The 14,035-nt window shown below is 70.9% G+C and carries 12 protein-coding genes and 1 tRNA gene; 9 read left to right on the forward strand and 4 right to left on the reverse strand.

What is annotated here, in order from left to right:
* Window positions 1–140 precede the first annotated feature (140 nt).
* The 3 genes from FSW04_RS00345 (at window position 141) to FSW04_RS00355 (ending at window position 2,265) form a co-directional block, all read left to right on the forward strand.
* Complete coding sequence (locus FSW04_RS00345) at window positions 141–743, forward strand: DUF1326 domain-containing protein (protein WP_146915076.1); 603 nt, start codon at window positions 141–143, stop codon at window positions 741–743.
* Complete coding sequence (locus FSW04_RS00350; protein WP_146915078.1) at window positions 740–1,555, forward strand: DUF2182 domain-containing protein; 816 nt, start codon at window positions 740–742, stop codon at window positions 1,553–1,555. Before FSW04_RS00345 ends, FSW04_RS00350 begins: the two co-directional genes overlap by 4 nt.
* Window positions 1,556–1,875: 320 nt before the next feature.
* Entirely contained in the window at window positions 1,876–2,265 is a 390-nt protein-coding gene (locus tag FSW04_RS00355; protein WP_146915080.1) for a GFA family protein, read from the forward strand.
* Between the two features lie 307 nt (window positions 2,266–2,572).
* Here the strand turns inward: FSW04_RS00355 and FSW04_RS00360 are convergent, their stop codons facing one another.
* Entirely contained in the window at window positions 2,573–4,162 is a 1,590-nt protein-coding gene (locus FSW04_RS00360; protein WP_187369112.1) for an AMP-binding protein, read from the reverse strand.
* 106 nt (window positions 4,163–4,268) lie between these two features.
* On the opposite strand from FSW04_RS00360, the gene FSW04_RS00365 reads away from it, so the two are divergent.
* The 6 genes from FSW04_RS00365 to FSW04_RS00390 all read left to right on the forward strand — a co-directional run bounded on the left by FSW04_RS00365 (window position 4,269) and on the right by FSW04_RS00390 (window position 11,818).
* Window positions 4,269–4,916, forward strand: a complete 648-nt coding sequence (locus FSW04_RS00365; protein ID WP_187369113.1) for a TetR/AcrR family transcriptional regulator — start codon at window positions 4,269–4,271, stop codon at window positions 4,914–4,916.
* Between the two features lie 139 nt (window positions 4,917–5,055).
* A complete protein-coding gene (locus FSW04_RS00370) occupies window positions 5,056–7,134 on the forward strand; it encodes a hydantoinase/oxoprolinase family protein (protein WP_146915086.1) in 2,079 nt (692 codons plus the stop codon).
* A 9-nt stretch (window positions 7,135–7,143) separates the two neighbouring features.
* Window positions 7,144–9,078, forward strand: coding sequence for a hydantoinase B/oxoprolinase family protein (locus tag FSW04_RS00375; protein WP_146915089.1), 1,935 nt, complete (start codon window positions 7,144–7,146; stop codon window positions 9,076–9,078).
* Between the two features lies 1 nt (window position 9,079).
* Window positions 9,080–9,322: a hypothetical protein gene (locus FSW04_RS00380; protein WP_146915091.1), complete on the forward strand. Its 243-nt coding sequence runs from the start codon at window positions 9,080–9,082 to the stop codon at window positions 9,320–9,322.
* A gap of 842 nt (window positions 9,323–10,164) precedes the next feature.
* Window positions 10,165–10,563: a helix-turn-helix domain-containing protein gene (locus FSW04_RS00385; RefSeq protein ID WP_146915093.1), complete on the forward strand. Its 399-nt coding sequence runs from the start codon at window positions 10,165–10,167 to the stop codon at window positions 10,561–10,563.
* Window positions 10,564–10,711: 148 nt separating this feature from the next.
* Window positions 10,712–11,818 carry a tyrosine-type recombinase/integrase gene (locus FSW04_RS00390; RefSeq protein WP_146915095.1) on the forward strand — a complete coding sequence of 369 codons (1,107 nt, stop codon included), beginning with the start codon at window positions 10,712–10,714 and terminating at the stop codon, window positions 11,816–11,818.
* Between the two features lie 45 nt (window positions 11,819–11,863).
* On the opposite strand, the gene FSW04_RS00395 is transcribed toward FSW04_RS00390, so the two are convergent.
* The 3 genes from FSW04_RS00395 to FSW04_RS00405 all read right to left on the reverse strand — a co-directional run bounded on the left by FSW04_RS00395 (window position 11,864) and on the right by FSW04_RS00405 (window position 14,002).
* Window positions 11,864–11,936: transfer RNA gene (locus FSW04_RS00395), tRNA-Thr, on the reverse strand.
* An 81-nt stretch (window positions 11,937–12,017) separates the two neighbouring features.
* On the reverse strand, window positions 12,018–13,553 hold the full coding sequence (locus FSW04_RS00400; protein ID WP_146915097.1) for a DHA2 family efflux MFS transporter permease subunit: 1,536 nt from the start codon (window positions 13,551–13,553) through the stop codon (window positions 12,018–12,020).
* A complete protein-coding gene (locus FSW04_RS00405) occupies window positions 13,553–14,002 on the reverse strand; it encodes a MarR family winged helix-turn-helix transcriptional regulator (RefSeq protein ID WP_146915099.1) in 450 nt (149 codons plus the stop codon). The genes FSW04_RS00400 and FSW04_RS00405 overlap by 1 nt, the downstream gene beginning before the upstream one ends.
* Window positions 14,003–14,035: the final 33 nt, after the last annotated feature.

Consider the following 14,035-nt stretch of genomic DNA (forward strand, 5'->3'; position numbering starts at 1 on the left):
CGGAGCGCACGGCCGCCCCGCGGATCTCGGAGGGTCGGTCCCGAGCCTGGGGACGCCATCGGCGCGCCGCCGCGTGGATGGGTTGACCCGCTCGAGCGCACGGTGGAGAATCGGCTCGAGCGATCAGAAGGTGGTGTGACATGGCGTGGACCCTGAAGGGCAGCTACGCGGAGACGTGTTCGTGCGAGCTCATGTGCCCGTGCAACCTCTCCTTCGATCACGGCGCGACCTACGACTTCTGCCGCGCGACCCTCGGCTTCCACATCGATGAGGGCCAGATCGACGGCACCGACGTCGCGGGGCTCAACGTCGTCGTGATCATCGACACTCCGAAGGTCATGACCGAGGGCAACTGGCGGCTCGGGATGTTCATCGACGAGCGGGCGGCCGACGAGCAGGCGGACAAGCTCGGCAAGGTGTTCGGCGGTCAGCTCGGCGGACCGATGAGCGGACTCGCGCCGCTGGTGGGCGAGGTCCTCGGCGTGGAGCGGGCACCCATCGAGATGACCGACGACGGCCTGCGCCACACCGTGCGGGTGGGCGACGCGATCGACTTCGAGGTCGAGGACATCGTGCCCTTCGGGGTCGAGACCGGAGCGCCGGTGCGCTTCTCCGGCATGTTCCACCCCGTCGGATCCGATCTCACGATGGCGGAGGCCAAGCGCTCGCGCATCAGCGCGTTCGGGATCGAGTACGAGGGCAAGACCGGGCTGTCGACGTCCGCGTTCTCCTGGGCGGCATGACCCTCGCGGCGCCGGACCGGGCCGCCGGCCCCGCAGCGGCGCTCGGCCCGGCTCGCGCGCGCCTGGGGCTCGTCGCGTTGCTCGTCGCGGTCGCCGCGGTCGGGTGGTGGTCGACCGCGGAGCGGATGCGCGGCATGGACGCCGGTCCTTGGTCTCCGCTGGGCACACTCGGCTGGTTCGTCGGCGTGTGGGTCGTGATGATGGCCGCCATGATGTTCCCGTCGCTGTCCCCGACGGTCGGGCTCTATGCGCGCATGACGCGCGATAGCGTGGCGCCGCTGGTGTTCGCCGCCGGCTACCTGCTCGTGTGGGGGGCCGCCGGGCTGGCCGCCTTCGCGTTCTCGCGATCCGTCGGCCTCGTCGCCGGAGACGCGCTGGCGTGGGACGGCGCCGGACGGTGGATCGCGGGGGCGACGCTGCTGGTCGCGGCGGTCTACGAGGTCACGCCGCTCAAGCACGTCTGCCTCGCGAAGTGCCGCAGTCCGCTCGGGTTCCTGCTCGGCGCCTGGCGCGACGGCCGGGCCGGCGCGCTGCGGATGGGCGTCCGGCACGGCGCATGGTGCCTGGGGTGCTGCTGGGCGCTCATGGCGTCGCTGTTCGCGCTCGGCGTCATGAGCATCGTGTGGATGGCGGTCGTCTCGGCGCTCATCGCGGCCGAGAAGACGCTGCCCTGGCGTCGTGTCGTCACCTACGGGACGGCGGCGATCCTGATCGTGCTCGGCGTCCTGATGCTCGCCGCGCCCGATGCGCTCCCGGGCCTGACCGTCCCCGAGGGGCACGCGATGCCGAGCATGCCGCAGGACGGCATGTGACACGAAGGCGGGGTTCCGCCGGCGCCTAGGACTCCACCACGGCGATGCTGACGCGGATCGAGCCGTCGTGCGCCGTCCACAGGTCAGCGCGGCCCTGGCCGGGGCCGGGCGCCGCGGTCTGGACACTGCCGTGCCGGCTCAGCGGGGGCACGAGGATCGACCACCCGTGGCGGGGCGCGTAGCCGGCGATGGCCGCGTACGCCCCCTCGGCCCGCGGTGACGGAGCGTGGCCCGGCGCCACGACGCCCGGTCCGGGCTCCGCTGCTGCGCCGGGGCGCGCCGTGCGCCTGGGGATCCGGACGAGCGGGTACCTTCGCGCGATGAGCCGACGCGAGGCGCGCTGCCGCTGTGGGCAATTGCAGGCGTTCGTCGAGGGCGAGCCCAAGCGTGTGTCGATCTGCCACTGCCTCTCGTGCCAACGACGCACCGGCAGCGCGTTCGGCGAGCAGGCGCGGTTCAGCCGCGTCGGGTTCAGCCACTCGGGGGAGTTCCGCGAGTGGGAGCGCGTCTCCGACGACGGACAGCCGCGGTCCTACTGGTTCTGTCCGATCTGCGGATCGACGGTCTGGTATGCGACGGACGAGGGCGAGGTGGCGATCCCGGTCGGCGCACTCGCCGATCCGACGTTCCCGCCGCCGACGCGATCGGTGTGGGAGCGACGCAAGCACGCGTGGGTGCACCCGCCCGCCGCCGCCGACCGTCACGACTGATCGGCAGGCGCAGCAGCGCGCGTCCGACCGCCACTGGCGTCCTCGGGCCCGAAGGGCGAGCCGTCGACCGACCCGCCTCGGATGTCGTCGGCACAGCCGCGCCGCGTCGAGCACCTCGTGCCAAGCCGACGCGGGGACTCGAACCCCGGACCCCTTCATTACGAGCGTCGCAATGGGTAGTCACAGCGGGCCGTGAGTGGACGCTCAGGCCTGATTCTGCGCGGTTTTTGCCGGCGCGAGGACCCGCCCTGCCCGCGCTGATTTCCGCGGATGTACCCGTCTGGTACCCGCGAGGTCCGACCCCGCTCTAGCGGGTCACAGTGATCCCGTGCGCCTCACGGTCCCAGGTCTGTGCCGTGATTCCGCGCTCGCCCATCTGGCGCAGCTGCACCTTCTGCACCTTCTCGTTGGCGGTCTTGGGCAGCTCGGGGAGGATCTCGATGTAGCGCGGAACCATGAAGTAGGGCAGGCGCTCGTCGAGGAACGCGATGAGCTCGGCCATGTCGAGCTCCGCACCGGGCCCAAGCACGACGCAGGCCTTGACGTCGTCCTCGCCGAGATCGGACGGCACGGCGATGACCGCGCTCTCCTGGACCGCCGGGTGGGCGTTGACCACGCTCTCGACCTCGGCGGAGGTGATGTTCTCGCCGCGGCGGCGGATCGCGTCCTTCTTGCGGTCGACGAAGGTGAAGGAGCCGTCGGTGTCGCGGCGCCCGTAGTCACCGGTGTGAAACCACAGGTTGCGAAACGCCTCTGCCGTCTCCTCGGGCCGGCCGTGGTAGCCGGTCAGCAGCGTCCACGGATCGCGTGAGCGCACGACGATCTCCCCGACGGTGCCGTCGGGCACCGGGTGGTCGAGATCGTCGACGACGTCGACGTCATAGGTGCGGGCGTTGGCGCGACCGCACGAGCCGGCCCGCACCTCCTCCCCCGGTTCGAAGAGCGTGACGACGCCGGTCTCAGTGGCGCCGTAGACCTCGATGACCTCGCAGCCGAATCGCTCCAAGAACGCCGCCGACAGGGCACTCGGGCCGATGTAGAACCGCCGCACCCGATGATCGCGATCGTCCGCGCGCGGGGGCTGGTTGAGGAGGATCGGGACCATCCCGAAGATGCCGTGCACGATCGTCGCGTCGACGGCACGGGCCTGGTCCCAGAAGCGCGAGGCGCTGAACCGCTCGACGACGCAGAGCTGCGAACCGGCCATCAACGTTGGAAGCACGCCGAGTGTGCGGGCGATGCTGTGAAACAGCGGCAGCGGCGTCAGCAGGACGTCGTCACGTGTGTAGCCGACCGCCCTGATCCAGTCCTCGGCGAACCGGTGCGCGTGGCCGTGCGTGACTTCGACGCCCTTGGCCCGACCTGTCGTGCCCGACGTGTACATGATCGCCGACAGCGTCGCGGCGTCGGCTACCACCGGGTCGGGCATCGCGGGGGTGTCGAGCGCTTCGAACCGCTCGCATCCGGCCGGCAACTCCTCGTCCGCAGCGTCGACGACGACGACCGTCACGGGTTCGAGACCGTCGAGCACGGGCAGCAGGCGAGCCAGCAGTGGCGCGTGCACGACCAACAGGCGGGCGCCGCAGTCGGTGATCTGGTGGCGCAGCACGTCGCCCTTGAGCGCGGTGTTGACCGGCACCTCGACCGCACCCGCCCAGGAGACCGCGAGGGCGCAGAACACGAACTCGGGCGCGTTGTGGAGCATCAAGGCGACGCGGTCGCCGGGCCGGACGCCGAGACGGCTGAGCGCTCCTGCCAACGCGGCGGCCTCGCGGGCGGCCGCGGCGTAGGTCCACGACCTGTCGCCGAACCGCAGGAACACTCGGTCCGGCTCCCGCAGCGCGCGCCGGTGCAGCATGATCGACATCGCCGCCGGGGGTGTCGCTGGGTCCGTCACGGTGTCGATCAGCTCCTGGTGGGGGACATTCCGACCGACCGGAATGTATGGCCGGCCCGCCGATGTCGTCAAGGTTCGCCCAGCCCCGTGGCTACGATCCGCACCGATGAAGCCCACGAGGTCGTACGCGCCCGAGATGACGCGGCAGCTCCTCATGGAGGCCGCGCTGGACCTGTTCGCGGAGCGCGGCTTCCGCGAGACGTCGATCCAGGACGTCGTCGAGCGGGCCGGACTGACCAAAGGCGCGTTCTACCATCACTTCCGCACCAAGGAGGATGCCCTGCGCATCCTTCACGACGCGTTCTTGGACCTGGTCACGGTCGAGCAGGACCGGGCGCTGGCCGAGTTCTCCTCGCCCACCGAGCAGCTGTGGCACGTCACCTCGGCGATCACGCAGATATGCATCGAGTACCAGAAGCACGTGCGGGTCTTCTACCGCGAGCGTCACGGCCTCTCCGGCGACGTCCGGGTGGCTGTTCTGGCTAAGCGTCGGGTGTTCACCAAGCGCTTCCAGGACATCGTCGCGCGGGGAATCGCGGCTGGCGAGTTCTCCGTCGGGCCCGACGCCGACGTCGCCGCCCTGGGGGTGCTCGGGACGTGCATCTGGGCCTACCAGTGGTACCGCCCCGACGGGCGCCGCCGGCCGGAGGAGATCGCCGACCAGCTCGGCCGGATGGCGCTCCTGTCGGTCGGCGTCGGCCCGGATCGCATCCGTGCGATCGCGCGATCCGCCGGTCCCGGCGACCCTGGGTAACGCCTTCCGCGACACCTCGAGTTGACAGCGGCCACCGGAGGTGGGAGGGTCGCCGCCCAGGAAACCGACCGGTCGGAATGCTGTGAGCGGCGTGGGTCGCCGTGATGTTCCGCTGGGCGAACGTCGGACAGGAGAGACCATGGCCAGTGCCCCCGCTGCAGCGGTCCTGATCGGAGTCGACACCGGAGGCACGTTCACCGACGTGATCCTCAGCGACGCGCAGGGGCGGGTGTCGGCCCACAAGTCACCGACGACCATGCCCGATCCCTCCGAGGGCTTCGTCCGTGGCATCGGCAAGGCGGGCGTCACCGGCGCAGACGTCGACTCGATCACCCACGGGACGACGATCGGGCTCAACGCGATCATCACGCGCCGGGGCGCCAAGGTCGGCCTCGTTCACACCGAGGGCTTCCGCGACCTCCTCGACACGGGCCGCGCCTGGCGGCCGGTGGAGGCCACCGTCGACCCGCGCTACCAGCGTCCGCACGAGGAGCGCCCGATCGTCCGACGTAGCCTCCGCCGGCCGGTCAAGGAACGCGTGCTGGCCGACGGCACCGTGCTGTTCGCACTGGACCAGGCGGCGCGGGACGATCTGCTGGCGCAGGTGCGCGGCATGGTCGACGAGGGCGTCGAGAGCATCGCCGTCTGCCTCCTGCACTCCTACAAGTTCCCCGAGCACGAGCAGCAGATCCGCGCTCTCATCGCGACTGAGCACCCCGATCTGCCCGTCGACATCTCCTCGGAGACCTGCCCGTACCCCAAGGAATACGGGCGCACGATGACCACCGTGCTCAACGCCTACATCCGGCCGATCACCGAGCGCTACGTCACACGGCTGCAGGATCGGCTCGCCAAGGACGGCTACACCAACCCGATCTGGATCGCGACCAACCAGGGCGGCATGACCACGGGCGAGGTCTCCAAGACCAAGCCGGTGCTCACGCTCGGGTCGGGGCCGGTGGGCGGGGTGCTGGCCGCCAAGCGCTACAGCGAGCTGCTGGGCCTGCCCAACCTCATCACCTTCGACCTCGGTGGCACGAGCGCCGACGTCAGCATCATCACCGACGGCGCGATGGTCATGGCCCGCGAGCTCGTCTTCGAACACGACATCATCACCACCCTGCCGGTCATCGAGGTGTCGAGCATCGGAGCCGGCGGGGGGAGCATCGCGTCGCTGGATCCGGCCGGCGGGATCCACGTCGGCCCCCAGAGCGCGGGTGGCAACCCGGGGCCGGCGTGCTACGGGCAGGGCGGAGAGGAGCCGACGGTGACCGACGCCTGGCTGCTGCAGAACATCCTGTCGCCCGAGCAGTCGCTCGGGGGTGAGATCGCGCTGCGCCCCGACCTGGCCGAGGAGGCCATGCGCACCATCGCCGAGCCCCTGGGCGTCGACGTCAAGGAGGCGGCCCGGGTGATCGGGCGCGTCGCCAACTCGAACATGGCCGAGCTCATCCGGCGCATGACGATGTACCGCGGGCTCGACCCCCGCGACTACACCCTCCTGGCCTTCGGCGCGGCCGGGCCCGTGCCGGCCGCGGCGATCGCCCGCGACCTGGGCGTGGGACAGGTCGTCGTGCCCGGGCTGGCCGGCGGCTTCTCGGCCTACGGGCTGGCCCAAGCGGACTTCACCACCGAGGAGACCGAGCCCATCATGGGCGTGCTGGACGGGCTCGACGAGGACGGGCTGCGCCGGACGTTCGCCGAGCTCACCGAACGGGCCCTGCACACCGTCGGCCAGCACAACATCGCCCGCGCCGACAGCTCGGTCGTCCTCAGCTTCGACGGCATGTACCTCGGCCAGTCGTGGGAGTTGAGCTCGCCGATCGGCGAACTCCCTGCCACCGGCGCGATCGAGGCGCTCGTCGAGAGCTTTCACCAGACCCACGAGCTGCTACGCGGCTATCGCATCGAGGACATGGGCATCCGCATCCTGACGGCACGCGCCGTGGCCTACGGCCAGCGCGCTCGCGCCCAGCTTCCGGAGATCGCGACCGGCACGATCGAGCCGCCGGACGACGCCCTGCTCGGCCGGCGCGAGGTCGACTTCGACGCCGTCACCGCCGACGCCGCCTGCTACCGCATGGAGGCCTTGGCGGCCGGCAACGAGATCGCCGGCCCCGCCGTCCTGCACAACGAGAACTTCACCGTGCTCGTCCCCCCGGGCGATCGCTGCCGGATCGACGCGCACGGCAACTGCGTCCTGACCATCGAGAGCTGAGGACCGACCATGGCGACCGAACAGATCACCGGCGGCACCAACCGCTACGTGGCCTCAGCGGAGGACATCCGCGAACGCTTCGACATCGACCTCACCACCGGCGAGGTCATCCGGCACTCGCTCATCAACACCTGCAGTCAGATGGCGTGGAACCTCACGGTGTCGGCGTTCAGCTCGGTTGTGCGCGACCTGCAGGACTTCTCGGTCGGCATCGCCTCGCCGTGGCTGCCCGACCAGGACCTGCAGCTCGACCTCCTCGCCTCGGCCGAGGGGTGCGCGATCCACTTCTTCACCTTCCAGTACAAGGCGCGCAACAACATCATGGAGTTCGGGCTCGACAACCTCGAGCCCGGCGACGTGTTGGTCTACAACGACCCGTTCCGGGGCGGCAGCCACGTCATGGACATCGGCTGCGCGCGGCCCGTGTTCGTCGGCGACGAGATCATCGCCTTCACGATGACCGACGCCCACTGGGTCGACATCGGCGGCCCGGTGCCCGGCGGGTTCAGCCCCGGCTACGCGACCGACATGTGGATGGAGGGCATCCGGCTCAGCCCGCGGCTGCTGTTCCGCGGGGGCAAGAAGGTCAAGTCGACGTTCGACCTGTTTCTCGACAACACGCGCATCCCCGAGATCAGCCTCAACGATCTGCAGGCCAAGGTGGCCACGCTCGGTCTGGGCGAGCAGGCGATTCGGCGCAGTGTCGAGAAGTACGGCCGCGACACGTTCGTCAACGCCATGCGCTACGTGCTCGACTACGGCGAGCGGCGCATGCGGGCGGCGATCGCCGAGCTTCCGGACGGCGACTACCTGGGCGAGGACGCCATCGACGACGACGGCATCGTCGACGAGGAGCACCTGGTCAAGGCCACCCTGCGCAAGCGCGGTGACTGCATCGAGCTGGACCTGTCCGGATCGGCCCGCCAGTCGGTGGGCAATGCCAACGGGCAGTCCAGCGATGTCGCCTCCGGTGGTCACATCGCGATCAAGTCGATGATCCTGCCCGACGTCGACACCAACGCCGGGCTGTTCCGCCCGATCGACATGGTCCTGCCGGCCGGCTCGATCGTGCACGCGCTGCCGCCCGCGGCCAACACCCAGGGCCACCTGCTGCCGACGTGCAAGCTGACGACGGCCGTCCAGCAGGCCCTTGCCAACGCCCGTCCCGACATGGCGGTCGGCGAAAGCTACGACGACATCCCGACCATCGGCTTCGGCGGCCTCGACACGCGCGGCGACACGCCGGCCCCGTTCGTCTGCTTCCAGGTGCCGTTCGGTCCGTTCGGCGGCACCGCCACGCACGATGGGTTGTCCTACAGCCTGCACATCATCGGCAACTGCCTCGAGCTCTCGTATGAGATCGAGGAGGAGTTCTATCCCATCGTCATCCTGCGCAAGGAGTTCGTCCCGGATACCGCGGGAGCGGGGACGTTCCGCGGCGGCCCGGCAATGGTCTGGGAGGAGATGCCGTTGGTTGACGTCACCGCCAGCGCCTCGTTCGAGCACATCCGCCACCGGACCAAAGGCGTGTTCGGCGGTGCCGGTGGGCACTCAGCGTTCATCAGCCTCGTTGACCCCGCGCCTGGGGACGATGCGCCATCGACACACGACGGAGGCTCCCAGCCACGCGGCACCGTGATCTCGGGGATGGTCGACGTCGCCACCGGAGCGATCGACGTCGAGCACGGTGAGTTCCGGACCGGCAAGTGGGCGAATCGCTCGATCCCAGCCCGGTCGGTCATCGTGATGCAGGTGGCCGGCGGCGCGGGCTACGGCAGCCCGCTGGAGCGGGATCCGGTCCGGGTCCAGCGCGACGTCGAGGACGAGCTAGTCTCGATCGACGGCGCACGGGAGCACTATGGCGTCGTGATCGATCCGACGACGCTGACCGTCGATGAGGCCGCCACGACGGCCCGTCGCACCGAGCTGAAGGCGGAGGCCTGAGATGGCGATCTTCTTCCCGCGTCCGGAGGAGCCGTTCCTCCACGTGACCCGAGAGCCCCGTGAGGGCACGTGCCGCGCGTGTGGCGCGCCAGATCTGGCGGCGTATCCCGTCCTCGGCGCTAAGGGCTGGGCGGACGTCGTCAAATGCCAGCAATGCCTCGCCGTCGACAGCGAGACGATGATGCCGATCTGGGGCTTCTGGAAGCCGCTCAGCGCGGACTGGGAACGCTCGTCGGCGGGATAGGTCTCGCCCTCATGGCCGCTCCGAACGTGTTGCGTCTCCGACGACTGCATGCGCCGCGGTGCCGCACGCAGCGCGTCCGCCCCTAGCGAGACACTCCCGTCCCGTCCCTAGGCCTCCTACGTCTGCCTCACTCTGCTGATCGCGAGAGCCGGATCCGGACCTGACCGTCGCATGCGCGACAGGCCCGGCGCGCGATCATGTGCCGCCCTCCTCGTTGCCTTCTCCAGGCCGCCAAGCACTGCTTTGTCCTTTCGTTGATCCCTTTCGTCTGACGGTGAGCCCACCACCGCCAAACGCCCGATAGCCATGCGGAATTCGGGCCTGGTCGTGACCCCGACCACCCGCGCCCTCCATGAGAACAGAGACGAGCGGGCTCGGGTGGTCGGACTCCCTCCCAGGACAAGAGGACCGAGGACACGGGCTGGCGGTGGTGGGCCAGGACAGATCAGGACGGGGAGACAGGTCAGACGGAACACAGCAGAAGACAAGGAACAGATCATCGAGAGAGGGCGGGCACGGAGACGCGGACGAAGATGGGACGGGCAACAAGAACCGGCACCGATCAAGGCAGAAACGGCAGGCTTGGCGAGACGCGTGAAATCGGAAGGCAACCGGGCGACGTTGATGGCTTGGAACCGGCGGGCGAGGGCCAGGGCGATCAAGGTGGTGGCCTATACAAGCTAGGTAGATAGCGAGATAGCTAGCGTGCTAGCAAGGCCCGGCCGACGTGGCGGGCGGGACGTGCGGGTCAGCGCACGCGCAATCGCCTTGGTGACGATGACCTACGTCGGTCCAACGCTTCACGACACGGCCCGGCCGTTCGTCAGGGAGCTCGAGGTGCGGTGAGCGCCGACCCCGCCACGCTGGCGCTCGCTCTTGTTGATGCACTCGATGACCGGGCTCTCGACGCGCTCGCCGAGCGCCTGGCGTCACGGCTCGTCGGCCGGATCCCTCGTGCACGGCACGACGAGCGCCCCGCCTACACCGTCGCCGCCTTGGCCGAGAGCTTGGGGCTCAGTCCCAAGGCCGTGCGCAACGCCATCGGTCGCGGCGAGCTGCGCGCACGCAAGCGCGGCGCACGCTGGCTCATCACCACCGACGCCGTGGCGAAATGGCTCGAGGTCTCCCCCGCGCCGGCACCGCCGCGCGGCACGAGCGACGGACCCAGACCGCATCGTCGTCGCAGCCGTGCAATCGGTCCGATGACCCGTGCCCTGGCCGCCGTCCAGACTCCGATGTAGCTTTGGCTCATCCAGATCAAAGTGCCCCCGGCGACGCTGGAACGTCCCGGGGGCCGGCACCGAACACAGGAGGTTCGATGCACAAGCAGCCTACGGGCGGCCATACACGCCGCGCGTCCACGCCCGCCCCGACCGTCGGAAGGTCGGCATGAGCGTCGAGAGGGTCGTCCGTGCCAACGGCACGACGCGCTACCGGGTCCGCTGGCGCGAGGCGGGCCGCAACCGCGCGGAGACCTTCGACCGGCGCAAGGACGCGCTGAACTTCGAGGCCGAGATCCGCCGGCGCCGCCAGCTCGGCACGCTCGACAGCCTCGACGCCGGCACCGAGACCCTTGACGAGTACGTCACCGACACCTGGGCTCCGGCGCACGCTCCGGCCCTGGCCGACAGCACACGCAAGATCTATGCCTTGATCTACGACCGCCACCTGTCGCCGTACCTCGGCGACGTCTCGCTGCGCGACATCACTCCGGAGCGCATCGCGCGCTGGCAGAGCGAGCGCCTGGCCGCCGGCGTCGGCCCGCACTCGGTGCGCAAGGCCATCGCCATCCTCAGCGGCGTGATGCAACGGGCCACCGAAGCCCGGCGCATCCCCTACAACCCGGTGCGCGTCGCACGCAAGGCTCGCCTGCCCAAGTCCGAGCCGGTACGCCCGCTGTCACCCGCCGTCGTGGAGGCCATCCGCGCCGAGCTCGCCCAGCGCGACGCCACGCTCGTCTCGATCCTGGCCTACGCCGGGCTGCGCCCCGGCGAGGCGCTGGACCTCACGTGGGGCTCGGTCCAGGAGCGCACGCTGATCGTCGACGCCAGCAAGACAGGGCGCCGGCGCACCGTGCGGCTGCTCGAGCCGCTGGCCGAGGACCTGGCCGCCTGGCGCAAAGCGAGCGGCGACCCATCCTCCAGCGCGTTCGTGTTCCCCAGCGCAACGGGCCGGCGCTGGACCCAGGAGGCCTACAAGTCCTGGACCCGGCGCACCTTCGCCGAAGCCGCCGCCGCGGCGGGCGCCGACCACGCCACCCCGTACAGCCTGCGCCACAGCTTCGTCTCGCTGCTGCTGGCCGAAGGGCGCAGCGTGCTCTACGTCGCCGCCCAGGCCGGCCACCGCCCCAGCATGTCCTGGGACACCTACGGCCACGTCTTCGAGGACCTCGACGACCGCATCCGCATCGATCCCGCGGAGGCGATCCGCACGGCGCGGGAGCAGATCGGTACCCGTCTGGTACCCGCGGAGGAGCCGCAGACGACCGACGGCTGATGCCTCCCAGACCAGAAGGCCGGGACTACCAGGGCCTTCTCCGAGAGCCGACGCGGGGACTCGAACCCCGGACCCCTTCATTACGAGTGAAGTGCTCTACCAGCTGAGCTACGTCGGCGCGGGTGCCCTGACGAGCACCGTGGCGGATGGTACCCAAGGGTCGTCGGCCGCCGTCGCGCGGAGATGAGCCGGGCGCCGCTCAGGCGGGCACGGGCGGCGCGGCGGCAGGCTGGGGCTCGCCGTCGGCGGCCGCCGCGCGCGTGCGCGCCCGGCGCTCCTCGCGCATGAGCAACAGCGCGGGCACCAGCGCGATGAGCACGGCCGCCAGCGACCACGCGTAGGCGTGGGCGAACGCGGCGCCGAGCGGGTCGGCGAAGCGGTCGCGCAGCGCGGCGGGAAGCGTCCCCGCCTCGGCCGCGCTGCCGCCCGCGCCCGAGCCGAGGTTGGAGGCCAGGCGGTTCTGCAGCACGACGGTGAGGATCGCCACGCCCAGCGAGCCGCCGATGCGCTGCAGGACGTTGAGCATCGGCGTCGCGCGCGGCACCTCCGAGGCGCTGCCCAGCGTCGCGTACGCGGCGGCCATCGCCGGCATCATCGTCGCGCCGAGCCCGAGGCCGCGCACGAACAGGCCGGCCATGAGCAGCAGGTACGGGGTGTGGCCGCCGATCAAGGCATAGGGGATGGTCCCCACCGCCAGGATGACGAGCCCGACGGGCACGACGCGCCCCGCCCCGATGCGGTCGGTCAGCCGGCCGCCGACGTTCATCCCCAGCGCCGCGCCGATGCCCTGGGGCGTCATGAGCAGCCCGGCCTCCAGCGGCGACGCGCCTCGGGCCAGCTGGTAGTAGAGCGGCAGCAGGATCATCGACCCGAACAGCGCCGCGCCCAGCAGGAAGATCGTGCCCGCCGCCGCGCTGAAGCCCGCGCCGCGGAACAGGCGGACCTCGACGAGCGGGTGGGCGATGCGCAGCGCGCGCAGGACGAAGGCGACGATCGCGCTCAGCCCGACCGCAAGCGGGATCAACGCGCTCGGGGTCCCCACCGTCCCGTGGGTGCCGATCTCGCTGAGCCCGAAGACGACCGCCGCCACGCCGGGCGACAGCAGCAGCAGGCCGAGCTTGTCCAGCGGCGGCGTGGCGTGGCCGGCCGCCGACGCCAGGCCCTCGGCCCGCGCCTTGGGCAGCAGCCGCCAGGCGAGCACGAGCCCGACGAGGCCGATGGGCAGGTTGACGTAGAAGATCCAGCGCCACGACAGGTTGTCGACCAGCAGGCCGCCGATGACCGGGCCGAGCACCGGGCCCAGCAGCATCGGGACGCCCACCACGCTCATGACCCGGCCCATGCGCTGGGGCCCGGCGGCCTGGGCCAGCGTGATCATCCCGATGGGCATGATCATGCCGCCCGCCAGGCCCTGCAGGACGCGGAAGGCGATGAGCGACCCCGCGTTCCAGGCCGCGCCGCACAGCACGCTGGTGACCACGAACGCCGCGACCGACGCCATCCACACCGTGCGCGGGCCGAGGCGCTCCGCCATCCAGCCCGTGAGCGGGATGACCGACGCCAGCGCCAGCAGGTAGGCCGTGCTGACCCACTGGATCGTCGAGAGCGAGACGTGCAGGTCGGTCCGCAGCGTCTGCAGCGCGACGTTGACGATCGTCGCGTCGAGGATCGACATGATCGCGCCGATCACGACGACCAGCGCGATCGGCCGCAGGTCCTTCGGCAGGCCCGACATCAACCCTGGACCCCCTCGTAGGCCTCGGCCAGGCGCGACAGCACGCGCGCGGCGGCGCGCCGCTCGTCGGGCTCCAGCTGGGCGAACAGCGCCCGGCGGCGCTCGGCCTGGCGCTCGTGGAAGTCGGCGACCGCCTCCCGGCCCGCGTCGGTCAGCTCCAGGCGCACGGCGCGGCGGTCGTCGGTGCAGCGCTCGCGGGTCACGAGGCCGCGGACCTGCAGGCCGTCGAGCATGCGCGTCGCGGTGGGCGCGCTCACGCCGGCCGCCCGGGCCAGCTCACGCAGGCCGAGCGCGTCGCCGGCGTGGCGCAGCGGCGCGAGCAGGTCGTACTGGGCGAGCGTGAGCGTGTCGTCGGGCGCCGCGCGCACGCGGGCGCGCTTGGCGGCGCGGACGAAGTCGTCGAACGCCGCCAGGAACGCGTGGAGCTGCGGATCGGTCGCCGTGGGCATCGCCCGGCAGGCTACCCGCCTTCCGTTAGCGTG

It is taken from the genome of Baekduia soli, from assembly GCF_007970665.1.
Lineage (GTDB): Bacteria > Actinomycetota > Thermoleophilia > Solirubrobacterales > Solirubrobacteraceae > Baekduia > Baekduia soli.

Bases quoted from the DNA above. Each gene is read 5' to 3' on its own strand.
- FSW04_RS00355 (WP_146915080.1), top strand. From the start codon at position 1,876: ATGAGCCGACGCGAGGCGCGCTGCCGCTGTGGGCAATTGCAGGCGTTC.
- FSW04_RS00350 (WP_146915078.1), top strand. From the start codon at position 740: ATGACCCTCGCGGCGCCGGACCGGGCCGCCGGCCCCGCAGCGGCGCTC.
- FSW04_RS00365 (WP_187369113.1), top strand. From the start codon at position 4,269: ATGAAGCCCACGAGGTCGTACGCGCCCGAGATGACGCGGCAGCTCCTC.
- FSW04_RS00370 (WP_146915086.1), top strand. From the start codon at position 5,056: ATGGCCAGTGCCCCCGCTGCAGCGGTCCTGATCGGAGTCGACACCGGA.
- FSW04_RS00380 (WP_146915091.1), top strand. From the start codon at position 9,080: ATGGCGATCTTCTTCCCGCGTCCGGAGGAGCCGTTCCTCCACGTGACC.
- FSW04_RS00390 (WP_146915095.1), top strand. From the start codon at position 10,712: ATGAGCGTCGAGAGGGTCGTCCGTGCCAACGGCACGACGCGCTACCGG.
- FSW04_RS00400 (WP_146915097.1), bottom strand. From the start codon at position 13,553: ATGTCGGGCCTGCCGAAGGACCTGCGGCCGATCGCGCTGGTCGTCGTG.
- FSW04_RS00345 (WP_146915076.1), top strand. From the start codon at position 141: ATGGCGTGGACCCTGAAGGGCAGCTACGCGGAGACGTGTTCGTGCGAG.
- FSW04_RS00375 (WP_146915089.1), top strand. From the start codon at position 7,144: ATGGCGACCGAACAGATCACCGGCGGCACCAACCGCTACGTGGCCTCA.
- FSW04_RS00405 (WP_146915099.1), bottom strand. From the start codon at position 14,002: ATGCCCACGGCGACCGATCCGCAGCTCCACGCGTTCCTGGCGGCGTTC.